Source organism: Vibrio sp. ArtGut-C1 (assembly GCF_002105475.1).
In the GTDB taxonomy this organism is placed as follows: domain Bacteria; phylum Pseudomonadota; class Gammaproteobacteria; order Enterobacterales; family Vibrionaceae; genus Vibrio; species Vibrio diabolicus.
In genome coordinates this window covers 101,642-116,784 of sequence record NZ_NCTH01000007.1, presented here as the reverse complement: position 1 = coordinate 116,784, position 15,143 = coordinate 101,642, and the positions used below count along the sequence as shown (strand labels likewise).

Genomic DNA, 15,143 nt, shown 5'->3' with positions numbered 1-15,143 from the left:
TGCTCATTCCATTATTCGTTTGCTAGGTGTAAGAGCTTTTCAAAGCGCTCGTTACCATGCAGCAATTCGAGGTCTCGCTCTTCGGCAAGCAAGTCACGAATAGATGGGCTGTATTCAATAGCGCGTTCCAAGTCTTCAATGGCTTGCTCTTCAATGCCAAGACGAGAGTATGCACAAGCACGTTGATACAGTGCCGGACCATTGGTGTAATCGACTTCAAGTACGCGGTTACAGATGCTCAGTGCCCAGTGGTATTCGTTGATTTCCATCGCGGCGTCTGCTTTGTAAGTCAACGCTTCTAAATCACCTGGGCGAATCAGCAAGATCTCATCATAGATTTCAATACGTTGCTCTGGTGTTTGTGAGCTTTGCGCACGCAACCATAAGTTATGGATCTCGTTGATTTTCTCAATTTCTTTATTGTTTTCACTGATAATTCGAGTTTTGCGTTTTAAATCTCGCTCCAGTGCGACAAATTTCTTCTCGTATTCTTGGGCGATCTTTTCTAATCGTTTATCCGCCATCTCTTTGGTGTTGTGTTTAAACTCACGCAGAGATTGCCAGCCTACAAAGGCGATCAGCGATGCGACACCTGCGATGATGTAGAAGAAGTAGGTTACGGTCACGTTGGCATAGTTCAACGATTTATCCGCAACCGTCAACTCGCGGTCGGTGATCTCTGTGATCATTCGTTTTTCTAGGCTCTGATAGTCCTGACGCAGTGCTTTTAGCTCATCTAAAATATAGCGTTCCATTAATGGTCTATCTAACAGATCCGATTCTGAATACTTTTCGTCCGATGCCATTGTCGGCAAGGCAAGTATCAGCGAGAAAAAAATACCAATAAATAAGCGCATAAAACGTCCTTTCACGAGAAGAGTACAGATAGACCATGCAACAATAGCAAATAGCACAAACGTTTAGCAAAGTTATTACAAAAGAAATAATTGTCGTCTACGTGAAAGTCATATTCTTGTTGTTTTTCAGTTTGTTCCTGGTGGTTATTTGCCGTGATATCTTTTATCCTCCTTGCGAATTTATGATTAATGGAGTGAGCATGGACGCGCGAGCTAAGGATTACTTAGAGCAGTATCTAAAATTATTATCACCAGAACAAAGAGCTGCCGTACCATCAGTTAGTGCTGACTATTATTGTGCCGATGAATACAACGCCAATGTATGCGCCGATTTGGTTCGAATTGGACAGAAACCGCCTCTTGCAGTATGGAGCTTTGGTATCGAGAGCATGGCGAAAGCATGCCACAAGTCGGCCATTTACAAGTCGTCACGAATTGGAACGGTGACCCCGTTTGTGTGATACGAATTACTGACGTAAGTACATGCAAATATGAGGATGTAACCGCAGAGTTTGCCTACGCAGAAGGCGAAGGTGATAGAACCTTAAACTGGTGGCGTGACGCGCATACTGCATTTTTTAAAGCTGAATGCGATGAGTTGAAAATAGATTGGCATGAGAAACGTACGCTAGTTTTGGAGCGTTTTGAAGTGGTTTATCCAGTCAATTAATCGCTGATAGCAGCACTGATTTGAAGTGCTGCTTTCTTGAGAGACCGCTTTTAGCGCTTGCGAGCGGTTACACTAAACATGTGCCAGTGTTTTGGGCTTCCGACTACCGTGGTTCCGTCTTCATCTCTTTCATTCAATGAAATGAGTTCGTAATCCGCGAATAAACTTTCCACTTCCTTTTTCGTTAATGCGGTAATGTTCGGATGCATTTCTGATGCAACCCAGGAGTCTTTTACTCCTAAGAAATCACCGCAAAAGATACCGCCAGGTTGTAAGGCACTGTCTATTTTGGTCCAAACTTGCTCAAAGCTTTCGTCCGGGCAAAAGAACAAACTGGCATTCGCGATAACTAGGCTGCATTGAGGGTAGTCAAACTCAGTAAAACAGCACTGTGAAATTGAGAAACGCTTATGGTCTTCAAAGCGTGTTAAACAAGTTTTTACTGCATCTTCATGGCTATCAAATGCGTGAACGTTAAACCCCTGTTCGAGGAGGAAATGACTGTCTCGACCTATTCCGCAGCCAATATCAAGAGCGACTTTGCTCTCGAGTTTCAGTAGGTTTACGGCATTTTCCACGTTTGGGCGGTGAGGTTGGTTTAAAATTTTCTGATAGTACTCGTTCCATTGTGCTGACATTGAACTTCCTTGTATTTATTGTGTTTCCCCAAATCTAGTGTCCATTCTTGTATTGCTTTATCGGGGAGGTTTTGAAACATTGGCAATTGTTATAGCTGATCTTCAATTGGCAATATGCCGGAGAACCAAGCGCCCATTTTTCGCCATACTCCAGCCTCTGGTTCAGAATCATATTCTTTGCCTGTTTTTATGTCAGTCCAGACAATGTCTCCGTCGCGCAGAGTTAAGGCATAGGCGTTATTCGACAATTGATTCGGCAGTTGTTCTAGAAACATTTGCACATATTCTGGCTGTTCGATAACAACGGCCATTTCGGTATTCAAAGCGGCTGAACGTGGATCCCAGTTCATCGAGCCAACAAACAGCGTTTTGTCATCAATCGTCATTGCTTTTGCGTGTAAACTTGCTCTGCTGCTCCCCGTTAGGCTCCACTTGCTTTTGAGTTTCGCGCTCGCTTTTACTTCCCATAGCTTGACCCCAGCTTCGAGTAGGTCTGTTCGATATTTTGCGTACCAACCATGCACGGCAAACACGTCGTTAGAGGCGAGACTATTGGTCACTATCGTGATATCAACGCCTCGCTTGGCCGCGTTACTCAATGCTTGTGTGCCGACTTCGGTTGGGACGAAATAGGGGGAGATAAGAACAAATGAATGTTCAACACTTTTAACCAGCTCCGTTAAATTATCAATAAGTTGGCTCTCTCGGGTCGCAACTTTATCGGGTAAGTCAAACCATACTTTTGCTTCTCCCCAGTAGAGCTTGAGATTGCCTTGTTTGAGAGCTTGGTACATATCCAGTTTAGTGAAGTCATAACGGCCGGTTGAGAACTTTTCCTCTAGCTGGAGTTTGTCGACCTGCTTTTGAATCACCAGGTCGGTAATTTGCTGTGAGTCCGGTGTTATCCATTCCATTGGTATCGCATAGGCGCTATTCCAGTAGAGGTCGAACTGATCTGCAGTTTGTTGTACCGCCTCACCATAGAGCAGTAGATCAAAATCACCAAATTCGACCTGTGATTCAAAAGAAAAGTACTCATTGCCGATATTCCTACCCCCGACAATGGCAGAAACACTGTCTGCAATCAGAGACTTATTATGCATACGACGATTAAGACGTTCAAAATCGCTAGCAAGAGCGAACCAGCGGGAGTCGCGATACTGATGCGGATTGAATAAGCGGATTTCGATATTAGGATGTGCATTGAGGGCAGCCATCACGTCATCGTTTCGCTTTTGCATATCGTCAAGCAACAGCCTTACTCGGACTCCACGCTTTGCAGCTTCATACAAGCGCCACGTTATTAGCTGACTCGTTTCGTCACCACGGTAAATATAGTATTGAAGATCAAGGCTTTTTTGTGCGGACTCGATTAGAGAAGTGCGAGCAAGAAGGGCATCGTGTCCTTGATTTAAAGGAGAAAAGCCAGTGATTGACTTTGGGTCTTTCCCGTAAGCTTCAAAGTACTGTGCAAGCACAGAGTCACCTTGATACCCAAGTTGGAAGCTAGTGGATTTTTCACTGGGATCGTTCAATGACACGGATGAACATGCCGATAAAATTGTGAATAAAGAAGGGAAGAGCAGCTTAGCGAGTGTATGTAACAAAGTACATTTCCTTGTCTTACAGAGTGTTACTTATCAGAAATTATAGACCTAAGTTGCCGCAGCGTGCATCCAACAAGGTTGGATAACGGGCTATTAATCAATGAATTGTCATGTTCTCGGGATTAAGTTCACCTTTTTGAACGCAGATAATCATTTATTTTAATTATGATTGTGTCTGAATTGGTCATAATCACTAATATCTGGTGATTATGACCAATAGCACACTGGTTAAAATAGTTGAGTAATAATAACTATTTGAATTTTAATGAATAAATGCCTGGCACGTCCCTTGCTATTTAAAAGAATAGTTAAGTCAGGGCAACTTGCGAAGTTAGTTAATTTTTTGTTAATTTTATTAACTTTGAATTGGCAATAACTCTGTAGTTAGCAACCGAAAAAGCAAGGTACGCGCTGCTTTGACGTCTATTCAAATGTAATTCCCTCACCATCATGCTTACAGGGAGTCAAAGATTTAATAAAAGCATGGTGATGAAAACAACAATAAAAAAGGATTTTCGATGTTAGCAAAACCCGTATTACGTTGGCTTTTACCTTTCGTTGTCGTTGGTGGATCTTATGCAGGATATGCCGCAATCGCTGCGACAGCTCCGGAAAAAGAGTCAACCAAAGATGCCATTACAGAGCCTACCGTTCAGGCCTCTTCTCTTTTTCCTACCGATCATAAAGTGGTGATAACCAGCCATGGTGAGTTAGTCCCTTTTGAAAAAACACATCTTTCCGCGCAAGTCAGTGGTGAAGTGATAAGTTGGCACCCTAATTTTGTAACGGGTGGGATCGTGAAACGAGGAGAAGTGCTGTTCACGATTGAAAGTGACAACTACGAAGCGTCGGTTTTGCAAGCCGAGGCCAATTTAGCTAGCGCACGTGCGAGCTTGATTGAGGAGCAAGCCAAAGCGGAAGTGGCAAAACGCCAGGCTAAGAGACTGAGCGATAAGCAAGTGACAGACCTGTATTTACGTAAGCCTCACGTTTTGAGCGCGCAAGCGCAAGTGAAGTCGGCTCAAGCGGCACTCAAACGAGCAAAAAGAGATTTAGAAAATTGCAAAGTCGTTGCACCTTACGATGCGCTGGTTGTTGAGCGTGATATTGGTGTTGGTCAATTTGTCACATCTGGCTCTCGAGTTGCCACGCTAAACAACATTGAAGTGGCGGAGGTGCACGTACCAATCGCCGGTTTTGATAGTGCATTTTTACCCGAATCCATTGATGAGCTCACTGCGAAAGTGACGCAGCAAGGTGTATTTTCTACCACTAGAGAAGGTCGAGTTGTTCGTGATTTAGGCATGATTGATAGCGCTACCCGAATGATTAACATGGTCATTCAAATCGCTGACCCATATGGTATTGATAATCAGCAGCCTCCAATTAAATTTGGCTCCTACGTTGAAGTGAGCTTCACAGGTAAGGAGCTAAAGCATATCTATCGCCTGCCACAGGAATTAGTCAAAAATCGCACGGTATGGGTAGTGAATGGTGAGAATCAACTTCAACCTCGGACGGTAACGGTCTTGAGAGCAGAAGGTGAGTTTTTACTCGTGGGGGAAGGCTTAGAGCAAAGTGATAAGTTGGTACTTACCTTGCCGGAGTACCCTCAAAAAGGCATGGCGGTACAAATCGCAAAAAAGAGTGACGACTCCGAAACCGTCGTACAGTAAGTAGGAGTTTGTCATGGAAGATACTAAACAAAAGGGCTTAATTGCCTATTTTGCGAATAACCCCGTCGCTGCCAACCTTTTGATGGTGTTCATCATCATCATGGGTGTGGTGAGTTTTCTCTTTATTCAAAGGCAGATGTTTCCGAATATTGAGGTTAACTACATTGATGTTCGTGCGACTTATCCTGGCGCTTCACCTCAAGAAATTGAAGAAAGCATTCTCGTTAAGGTTGAGGAATCGATTAAAGATGTCACCGGGATTAAAAAAACGGTCTCAACGGCCTCTAGAGGTAGCGCGTATGTCTCTATCGAGGTCGACGTTAATGCTGATATCAAGCGTGTCTTGGATGATGTAAATCAACGCATTGATACTTTATCCAACTTACCTGCCGGTATGGAACCGATCAATGTCTACCAAGTTGAGTGGCGTCAAGATGTGATAGAAATGGGGTTAGTTGGGGACCGACCGCTTGAAGAGCTCAAACCCATTGCTAAGCAAGTCGAGGATGAATTACTTCAACTCAAAAATGTCATGTTGGTGTATTTGAGTGCACCAGAGGAAGAGATAGCGATTGAAGTTGATCCACTCGTTCTTCGTAAATACGACTTGACGTTGAGCGATATCAGCAGCGCGATCAGTCGTTATTCTGCCAACTTTTCTGCGGGCGAAGTCAAAACAAACTCAGGGATGATCGCAGTAAGGATTGAAAATCAGTACTACCGTGGTGATGAATTTAGGAATATTCCTGTAAAGCTTGGCGCAAATGGTGCGAAGGTTTTACTGCAAGATATCGCCACGATCAAAGATGGCTTTACGGAAGAAGAGCGCTACTTTGAATACTCAGGGCAAAATGCGATCTACATGTCTGTTGAAGCGACTCGTGATCAGAACATTATCCCTGTTGCCGAGTCTGTTCGTAATTATATCGAAGCAAAAAATAAGACATTACCGCAGGACGTTAAGCTCAAAGTCTTAGTGGATACGACCTATTATTTAAATGGTCGTCTCGACATGATGTTGAAAAACTTGCTGCAAGGCGCAGCTCTAGTGGCGATTATGCTGACCATTTTTTTGCGCTTTCGCTTGGCAATGTGGGTAATGATTGGGCTGCCAGTGTGTTTTCTTGGCGCGGTGATGATGATGCCTGCATTAGGGATCACGGTAAACATCGTATCTCTTTTTGCCTTCATTATGGTGCTCGGTATTGTGGTCGATGACGCCATCGTGATGGGAGAGAGCGCCTACAGCGAAATTGAAGAAAAAGGCGGTGGCGTCGAAAATGTGGTTCGCGGTGTCAAACGTGTTGCCACGCCAGCTACTTTTGGCGTTTTAACCACAATTGCCGTGTTTGCCCCTTTCTTGTTGTCTAGCGGTATTGATAGTGCTTTCTTCTATGGTATCGCGGGTGTTGTGATTCTTTGTTTGATCTTCAGTTTGATTGAATCAAAGTTAATCCTTCCTGCTCACCTCGCACATACCCACTTTAAGCCAGTTAAACCTGGTGGCTGGCGTGACCGATTTAACCAACGTTTTTTTGGCTTTGTAAACGGTACGTATCGTAACTTTGTAACGACATGTACGCATTGGCGCTGGACCGTGTTTGCTGTGTTTTGCGGTTTACTGCTGATCAGTGCGGCTTTGGTCAACGCGAATTATGTTCGGGTGATCCCTAACCCTAAAGTGCCTACTGATTATCCTGCGATCACTATTGAAATGAACGATACCGTTTCAAGTGAGCAAACAATCCGCGCTCTTAAGACCATCGAACGTGTGATGCAAAAAATTGAATCAGAGACCATCGCAGAACATGGTCAAGGTATGATTCGTGATGTGCTTTCATACAACAGAAGTCGTACCGAAGGCCGTGTTTTGGTGCCATTGGTTGATGAGGAATTACGCCCGTTCAATACATTTGAACTTGCTCGACGTTGGCGTGAAGCTATGCCAGTTATTCCTGGAATGAAGAGCATCAAAATCCGCGAGCAGAGCGCGGGTGGCGGTGACAGAGATGAGTTTGGTTACTTGCTGTTTGGTTCTAATATTAATGAATTGAACGAGGCTGGGCGTTACTTGATAGAGCGTTTACAGCAGGAAGAAGGGTTATACGATATTTCATCTTCTATTGATTCAGGAAGCAAAGAAGTACTCCTCTCTCTTGCGCCTGTAGCGTACGATCTCGGACTGGATCTCACCATGATCGCAGAGCAAGTGGGTGGCAGCTTCTACGGTGGTGAAGCACAGCGTCTTATTCGTGATGGTGAAGAAATCAAAGTTATGGTGCGTTACCCGCAACTGACACGTGAAGCATTCTCATCATTACGTTACGCTGTGATTACCACGCCAGCAGGTAAGAAGGTCATGCTGGGTGATGTGGTTAAGATCAACGAGCAGCCGGGCGTGAGTAGCATTCGGCGTGAAGGCGGGTATCAAACCGTTTATGTCTATGGTTCGATAGACGAAGAATTGGTTGAACCTCAAGAAATCGTGAAGGTCATCGACGACAATATCTTACCGGACATGAAGCAAGTCTTCCCGAGTGTGAAAACGGAATTGGGTGGTGATATTGAAGAGCAGGCAGCACAGCGTAATGAACAGATTCTGTTCTTTATTGCAGGCATGATCATCGTCTACATCTTGTTAGCCGTACCGTTAAAAAGTTACACCCAACCGTTGATTGTAATGTCAGTCATTCCATTTAGTCTGACGGGGGCGATTTGGGGCCACTTCTGGCTAGGTTTGGATATCAGTATGATGTCGACATTTGGTTTGATCGCCGCTGCTGGCGTGGTTATCAACGACTCTCTAGTTATGACAGATTACGTAAACCAAGTGAGAGCAAAGGGTATGAACATCAAACAAGCGGTGGTTGAAGCGGGCTGTGCACGCTTTCGAGCGATCACGCTCACCTCCATAACGACGTTTGCGGGTGTATTGCCGATTATGTTTGAAACGAGCTTGCAGGCGCGTTTTGTCATACCAATGGCTGTAGCTTTGGGCTTTGCGGTGTTGTACGCAACGGTTCTGACTTTAGTGCTGGTGCCTTGTTTGTATTTAATGCTTGAAGATATTAAAAATATTTTCAGATCGATTAAGGGGTTTATTCATCGCTTTATCAATCGTTTCAGAAAGTCGCCAGTGACGTCGAGCGTTGAAGTAAATATATAGAGTTAACAAGCTTGATGTTAACGATTAGGAGCAGCCTTCGGGCTGCTTTTTTATTTCTGTATTTTGATTCAAAGCAGTTCTAGAGTGGGTTGTTACGTAATTTATTCGATGAAAGAACAACGAGAAAATCTCCTGATAAATTATTCTTTTTATGAATACCTTTCGATTGTTTGATTCCCCTGGTTAATTTAACACTTGGTTAGCGAAATTTACCAGATGGAGATAATGATGAATATATGGGATTGGTTAAGTTGTTGAAAAATAACAAAGTAAAAGTTGGCATCGTATGTGCAATATATAAATGGTAACTAAAACGAACTGCTAATCCTCAAGGAGCTTATTATGAAAAGCGTATTTCTATCTACTCTAAGTCTTATTGTTGTAATGTCATCACCAATCGCTGCTGCTAACACTTTAGACAAAGAGGAGTGGAGCTCAGATTTACGTCAGGACTTTTCTGAAATGAAGCATGAAGCTGTAGCAGATATTCAGCAAATGAATATGGATGCCATACACGCACGCGATGAGCGTATCGTGAAAAACATTAAAGATGAGCAAGAACAGTTAGTAAAGGTAACGTGCCACAAAGAGAAAGCAAGCAAGTCATAACCGCCGATAAAGAGACTAACAGACGAAAATGAATCCAATACGAGTTCGGTGTTAGTTAGCAGTAAGCACTGACCTTGTTGCTCTACTTGCCAGCCTTTTAAGGCTGGCTTTTTTGTTTTTACTACCAGACCAATAAAGCTGGAAGAAAAAAGCCCGCAAAGAATTTCCTCTGCGGGCGTAATAAAGGGCACCAAATTGGGTGTCTATTCATTTTGGAGGTGGTCGAACGTCCATATAAAACTGACAATAGGCTTGGTGAGAGGCTTACCACCAGCGCGACCAACGGAGCTAAAGTTAACATTGTTGCAATGATTGTTAAAATGTTAATTCTTCAATCAATGTTTTCATTATCGTTAGTCTGGATTGTGAATATGTTGTTCTATTGTTCCTGGAATGCTTGACTGTCGAATTTGAATACATCATGAGATATAGATGGCCCTTTCTTTATCCATTTTGGTTATATAAATCTTGTCATATCACACTGCTAAATCTTCATTATTTTTAATAATTCGACATGGATTACGCCATTTTGTTACTGGTGTGTTTGTTTTTCGATGGTCTCAAATTTGAGTTCACGTATAACCAGGCAATTAAAGGAAAAGAGCAGCAGTTCGCTGCCCTTTATTGCTATAAAGACCGAAGGCTAATTCCAACGTAATAGCGTCCAATTTGATCGATTCGCGTGTTCTTTTAGGCGTGAGCATGGATTTACCAGGTAGGTGTAATCTGCGTATTCACATAAAGGCAAATCGTTGATTGAATCGGTATAGAAATGGATTTCAGAATAAGGCTCAGGCTGATTTTCTAGCCACTGTTTTAAGCGCGTGACTTTACCTTCACGATAACTAGGGACACCGTCGACTTCAGCGGTATAACGGTTGTCTTTCTCGATTAAATCAATGCCGAGTGCGGTTGGAATATTAAGACGGCGACCAACGGCTTCCACCAAAAAAGTGACGCTGGCAGAGATGATAACCATATCTATACCATCACGAGACAGTTGCTCAATCAGGGTTTTGGCTTGAGGAAACTGTTTAGGCAAAATATGGCTTTCAACACATTCTTCAACCAAGGCGTTTACTTCTTCAATCGGCATGTTTTCTAGTGGCTTCATGGAGAACGCTAGATAGTCTTCCATGTCCATTTTGCCTTCAGAGTACAAGGCCATTAGACGCTGATCTTCCTTAATAAATAAAGGATCAGTCGCGATGCCTCTCTCAACCATAAACTCGTTCCAAATCATTGCGCAGTCAGCGTTTATTAGGGTTTCATCCATATCAAAAACATACAAAGGTTTGGACATGTTTAGGCTCTCACTGGTTGAATTTCGTTTAGGTTAAAGAGTAGCTCTAGTTGGCTGCCATTCGCTAGCAAGCGTTCTGAAGAGCGGTTAAGTAAGTCAACAGTGAGCTCACACTCTTCAACGTTCACTTGATAGCGAATAACATTACCTAGAAGCTGGTGGTTGGTGATCGTACCTACTTGTGGCGCTGAGATGTGGCTATCATATTGACGACCTTGCTCTTTTACATATATAGACTCTGGGCGAATCGCTACTTTCCATTCGGTATCAATGTTGAAGAGTTGCTTGGCTTTATTGGCCTCTACAAGGTTGTAGTGTCCCATGAAACCGGCCACAAACTCGTTAGCAGGATGAGTATAAATTTCTTCAGGTGTTCCTGCTTGAACAATTTCCCCTTTACTCATTAGGAAGATACGATCAGACATAATCATCGCCTCTTCTTGGTCATGAGTTACGAAGATAGTGGTGAGATTCATCTCTTTCTGAATATCTCGGATTTGCTGACGAAGATGTTTGCGGATTTTGGCATCAAGCGCAGAAAGTGGCTCATCAAGCAATAATATGCGAGGTTTCACCACCAACGCTCGGGCGAGTGCGACACGCTGGCGCTGACCGCCAGAAAGTTGATGCGGATAGTGTCTTTCTTTACCTGCCAGATCCACCAGTTTAATGACTTTAGCCACTTCACGTCGAATATCATCATTCGCAAGCTTTTTCATTTTTAAGCCAAATGCAATGTTGCCTTCAACGGTCATATTGGGAAACAGCGCATACGATTGAAAGACCATCCCAATACCACGCTCTTGCGGGGCTTGATGCGTGATATCTTCTCCGTTTACCCAAATCTCGCCTCCATCGACAGGGTTAAGCCCAGCAAGGCTGCGAAGTAGCGTCGATTTACCACAACCGCTAGGGCCCAAAAGCGTAATGAATTCACCTTGCTCGATGTTAAAGTGAATGTCCTCAAATACAGTGTTATCACCAAAACGTTTAGTCAGATTTTTCGCTGCTACGTAGCTCATTGTTTGACTCCTCGGCTGAAACGACTTGCCAACCAAGTCAGTAAAAAAATAAATAGGAAGTAGGTCATCACTAAGGCAGACGTAAAGTGGCCGCTCGTCTGACGCATGTTATACAAGTAGATTTGCAGGGTTTCATAACGTGTGCCAACTAAAATATTGGCGAACACAAACTCTCCCAATAGAAATGAGAATGAAAGGAAAAGCGATGCCATCAATCCTTTTTTGAGGTTAGGTAAAATGACCATCAAAAACGCTTTGGTTGTGCTTGCCCCTAGCAAGTGTGCCGCGTCCATTAAATCATTGAGGTTAATTGCTTCGAAGCTATTAGAAATCGCACGATACATGAACGGTAACGCGATGGTGAAGTAAGTACCTACTAGAATCCAAGGAGTACCGATAAGAGATATTTCACTGTCAGCATAAAGTTGAAGCAAGCCGACGGACGACACCACTGGTGGTACAGCGAATGGTAGTAAAATCAATACGTTCATGATCTTATCGAGCTTCGGAAAGTAGTAAAACACCACGAATATCGCTGGCAGAACCAGAAGCACACTGAGGGTTAGCGAAGCAATACAAATAAACAGCGAACGCCCAAACGCTTGCAAAAAACGTGGGTCGGTCAGCAATTTAACGTACCAATCAAAAGTGAAACCATCCGGAAGCACCGTGGCGCCCCAGCGTGATGAAAGCGAATAGACAAAGGTCGCTAAAATCGGGATGAGCATGATCCCAACAATGGAATAAACCACTGTTTTATGGAATCGAGTATTAACGTTGTGCATGACTACTTCCTACCTGCATAGCTTTTCGAAATGAGCCATTGGTTAATCACTGTGATAAAGGCAAGTAACGCCATTAGAATCACCGAAATCGCAGCGGCGAGATTCGGTTCAAGGAACAGGTCTCCCGATACCAGACTCGCGATTCGAATTGTGATGACGTTATAGTTACCGGAGGTCAACGCATAAACACTCGCATATGCGCCAATCGCGTTGGCTATTAAGATAATAAAGGTACCGAACAAGGCTGGTGAGAGCACTGGCAGAGCGATTTTCGCCCAATACTGCGATGTTTTGGCTCCCAGTAGCGCAGCAGCTGCTTGCCAATCATCACTCAACGCGTCGAACGCAGGGTAGAGCAACAACACCGCCAGCGGGATTTGGAAGTAGATGTAAATGGCCAGCAGGCCCCATTTACCATAAAGGTCGAAATCACCGAGTAAGCCATACTGCTTGAGCAAAAGGGTAATCGCCCCATTGGTGCCCAAAATAATAATAAAAGCGAATGACAGAGGTACGCCTGCAAAGTTGCTGCTCATGTTCGTAAACGCAATCACACCGTCGCGGACTTTAGAATCGACTCTGCGTAGAGAAGAGACCAACAAAGTCGCAATGGCTAAGCCAAAAATGCTCGACCACACCGCTAACCACAAGCTATTGCCAAACGCCTGCATCATAAAGGCAGAGTCGAGCACTTCAATGTAGTTATCTAAGGCAAACTCGCCATCGTAGATAAAGCTGTTTAACAGTACCCAAATCATCGGTGCGAGTTGAAATAGGTAGAAAAACAGCGCGAAAGGCACTAACCAAATGGCTGGCTTAAAGCGCTTTAACCAAGTACTTGCCAAATTTGAGCGAGATTCGCTAGAGCTTGGGGAGAGGACAGAACTGCTCATAGTGCTAACAATTCCTGAGTGTATGGCTTCGTGTGGTCAAGGTTTAGCAATTGACAAACGGTGCCACAAATATCAGTTTGCTTAATATGACAATCCTGATGGGTAAACTTATCGCCAATGACAAACAGAGGAACTTCTCGCTCTTCAGGTAAAATCCCACCGTGAGAAAGATCGTTGTTCATGCCATGATCGCTGGTCACAATGATTTGATACCCATCAGCAAGCCATTGTTCGATGTAGTTGGAAAGAATAATGTCTGCACCTCGCGCACAATTGCGGTATTGGCGAGAGTCTAGGCCAAACTTATGTCCTGTATCGTCGATATTCATCGGGTGGATCAGTAAGAAATCAGGTTGATAGTTTCGACGTAAATACTCTGCGTCCAGGAACAAGGCTTCATCAGGATAATGATCCCAATGGTAAAAGCAGCCGTGCTGGATATTCAGGGTTTCATCATGCGTGAAACGATCGCGAGCTGGTTCAAATGGCGCGCGATTATAAAGCTCACTTACCCAGTGGTAGGCAGCCGCAGCGGTCACTTTGCCTTGGGCTTTTGCCAAACTGAAAATGGAATCGTGTTTGGATAGACGAACGATATTGTTGTTTACGATGCCGCTTTCTACAGGGCGAACGCCCGTTAAAATGCACTCATAAAGTGGGCGAGACATAGAGGGCAGCTCACATTGCACAGGATAAAGCGTTGCGCGAGTTTCTTGTTGGGAACGACTTTGTTCTAGAAGACCATTGAGGTAGCCCATACAATCACGGGCTACCTGATAGTTCAGTCCATCTAGAACAACAAGGATGACCTTATTGCTCATAACGACTTACTCTTATTGCTGGTGGATTAAGACACTTTCTTGCCATTGACGTGGCAGCTTACGCGCGGACTTTTCCCAAGCTGAGAAGTCAGTCACTGGGTGAACATTGCTGTATTGGTCGTTAGCAATTAGCTTGTCTTGCACTGCTTGAGGCAGTGTGATGTTGGTGCGGATTGGACGCGCATAACCTTCTGCTAAGTTGATTTGCCCTTGATCGCTGAAGATGTACTCACGAGCAAGTTTTGCTGCATTAGGGTTCTTCGCATATTTATTGATTATGGTTGTATAACCAGAAATCACAGAGCCATCTTGAGGAATGCTCACTGTAAAGCGATCGCGGTCAATTTTGTCGCGATAGTTCAACGCATTGAAGTCCCACATGATCGCCACTTCCACTTCGCCTTTTTCTAGGTTGGCGATGTTCGGATCAGTAAATGAAAGACGACCTTGCTTCGCGAGTTCAGAAAAGAACTTGAGCGCAGGCTTGAGGTTGGATTCGTCCCCACCGTTGGCGAACGCTGCGGCGAGAACCGCGTTGTTTGCCTGTGCTGCTACGCCGACGTCACCTACGGTCACTTTGTAGTCGCCTTTTAATAGGTCATCCCACGTTTTTGGCGCGTCTTTTACGAGGTTATTGTTGGAGATAAAAGAAATAGTGCCAGTGTAAGCAAGTGCCCAATGACCATCTTCGTCTTTTGCCCAATCTGGAATGTCATTCCAAGTTGTTGGTTTATATGGCTGAGTGACGCCTTTTTTAACCGCTACACGTGCGAAGGCAAAGCCTACGTCACCAATGTCTGCGGTCGCGTTTTTCTTCTCAGCTTCGAATTTTGCGATTTCTTGAGCCGAGCTCATATCTGTGTCTTGGTGCTTAAGGTTGTAGTTTGACTTTAAATCAGCCCAAGTGTCTTTCCAGTTCGCCCAACTGTCAGGCATACCTACACTGTAAACCGCCCCTTCTTTTTGTGCTGCGGTAACCAATGACTCAATATCGGCTTCTTTCGCTACTGTTGGTGCTGCGAGCGTTACCGCGATGATTGCCGCTGGTGCAGTAATTGAACGACTTAGCAAAGTTTTCATTGTCTCCATCCTTCTG

The 15,143-nt window shown here is 44.2% G+C and carries 12 protein-coding genes and 1 pseudogene; 4 read left to right on the top strand and 9 right to left on the bottom strand.

Annotated features, from left to right (window positions below):
* Positions 1 to 11: 11 nt before the first annotated feature.
* Entirely contained in the window at positions 12 to 857 is an 846-nt protein-coding gene (locus B7360_RS08410; RefSeq protein WP_005392681.1) for a tetratricopeptide repeat protein, read from the bottom strand.
* Positions 858 to 1,057: 200 nt separating this feature from the next.
* On the opposite strand from B7360_RS08410, the pseudogene B7360_RS08405 reads away from it, so the two are divergent.
* Positions 1,058 to 1,527: pseudogene (locus B7360_RS08405) on the top strand (ASCH domain-containing protein).
* A gap of 50 nt (positions 1,528 to 1,577) precedes the next feature.
* On the opposite strand, the gene B7360_RS08400 reads toward B7360_RS08405, so the two are convergent.
* Together B7360_RS08400 and B7360_RS08395 are read right to left on the bottom strand one after the other, a co-directional pair.
* Positions 1,578 to 2,165, bottom strand: coding sequence for a bifunctional 2-polyprenyl-6-hydroxyphenol methylase/3-demethylubiquinol 3-O-methyltransferase UbiG (locus B7360_RS08400; protein WP_085343284.1), 588 nt, complete (start codon positions 2,163 to 2,165; stop codon positions 1,578 to 1,580).
* Positions 2,166 to 2,254: 89 nt separating this feature from the next.
* Positions 2,255 to 3,772 (bottom strand): phospholipase D family protein, encoded by a 1,518-nt coding sequence (locus B7360_RS08395; RefSeq protein ID WP_085343283.1) that lies wholly within the window; start codon positions 3,770 to 3,772, stop codon positions 2,255 to 2,257.
* 518 nt (positions 3,773 to 4,290) lie between these two features.
* Between B7360_RS08395 and B7360_RS08390 the strand changes: the two genes are divergently transcribed.
* From B7360_RS08390 to B7360_RS08380, 3 genes are all read left to right on the top strand, one after another.
* Positions 4,291 to 5,448: an efflux RND transporter periplasmic adaptor subunit gene (locus B7360_RS08390; protein ID WP_085343282.1), complete on the top strand. Its 1,158-nt coding sequence runs from the start codon at positions 4,291 to 4,293 to the stop codon at positions 5,446 to 5,448.
* 13 nt (positions 5,449 to 5,461) lie between these two features.
* Complete coding sequence (locus B7360_RS08385; RefSeq protein ID WP_085343281.1) at positions 5,462 to 8,614, top strand: efflux RND transporter permease subunit; 3,153 nt, start codon at positions 5,462 to 5,464, stop codon at positions 8,612 to 8,614.
* Between the two features lie 342 nt (positions 8,615 to 8,956).
* Entirely contained in the window at positions 8,957 to 9,223 is a 267-nt protein-coding gene (locus B7360_RS08380; RefSeq protein ID WP_046873807.1) for a hypothetical protein, read from the top strand.
* A 643-nt stretch (positions 9,224 to 9,866) separates the two neighbouring features.
* Here the strand turns inward: B7360_RS08380 and B7360_RS08370 are convergent.
* Genes B7360_RS08370 through B7360_RS08345 form a run of 6 tightly spaced genes read right to left on the bottom strand, consistent with a single transcriptional unit; the run spans position 9,867 to position 15,127 of the window.
* Positions 9,867 to 10,526, bottom strand: coding sequence for an HAD family phosphatase (locus tag B7360_RS08370; protein ID WP_085343280.1), 660 nt, complete (start codon positions 10,524 to 10,526; stop codon positions 9,867 to 9,869).
* A gap of 2 nt (positions 10,527 to 10,528) precedes the next feature.
* Positions 10,529 to 11,548, bottom strand: coding sequence for an ABC transporter ATP-binding protein (locus tag B7360_RS08365; RefSeq protein ID WP_085343279.1), 1,020 nt, complete (start codon positions 11,546 to 11,548; stop codon positions 10,529 to 10,531).
* On the bottom strand, positions 11,545 to 12,333 hold the full coding sequence (locus tag B7360_RS08360; RefSeq protein WP_085343278.1) for an ABC transporter permease: 789 nt from the start codon (positions 12,331 to 12,333) through the stop codon (positions 11,545 to 11,547). The genes B7360_RS08365 and B7360_RS08360 overlap by 4 nt, the downstream gene beginning before the upstream one ends.
* A 2-nt stretch (positions 12,334 to 12,335) precedes the next feature.
* Positions 12,336 to 13,226, bottom strand: coding sequence for an ABC transporter permease subunit (locus tag B7360_RS08355; protein ID WP_085343277.1), 891 nt, complete (start codon positions 13,224 to 13,226; stop codon positions 12,336 to 12,338).
* Positions 13,223 to 14,047, bottom strand: a complete 825-nt coding sequence (locus tag B7360_RS08350; RefSeq protein ID WP_085343276.1) for an alkaline phosphatase family protein — start codon at positions 14,045 to 14,047, stop codon at positions 13,223 to 13,225. Before B7360_RS08350 ends, B7360_RS08355 begins: the two co-directional genes overlap by 4 nt.
* A gap of 12 nt (positions 14,048 to 14,059) precedes the next feature.
* Positions 14,060 to 15,127, bottom strand: a complete 1,068-nt coding sequence (locus tag B7360_RS08345) for an ABC transporter substrate-binding protein (protein WP_005392695.1) — start codon at positions 15,125 to 15,127, stop codon at positions 14,060 to 14,062.
* Between the last annotated feature and the right edge of the window lie 16 nt (positions 15,128 to 15,143).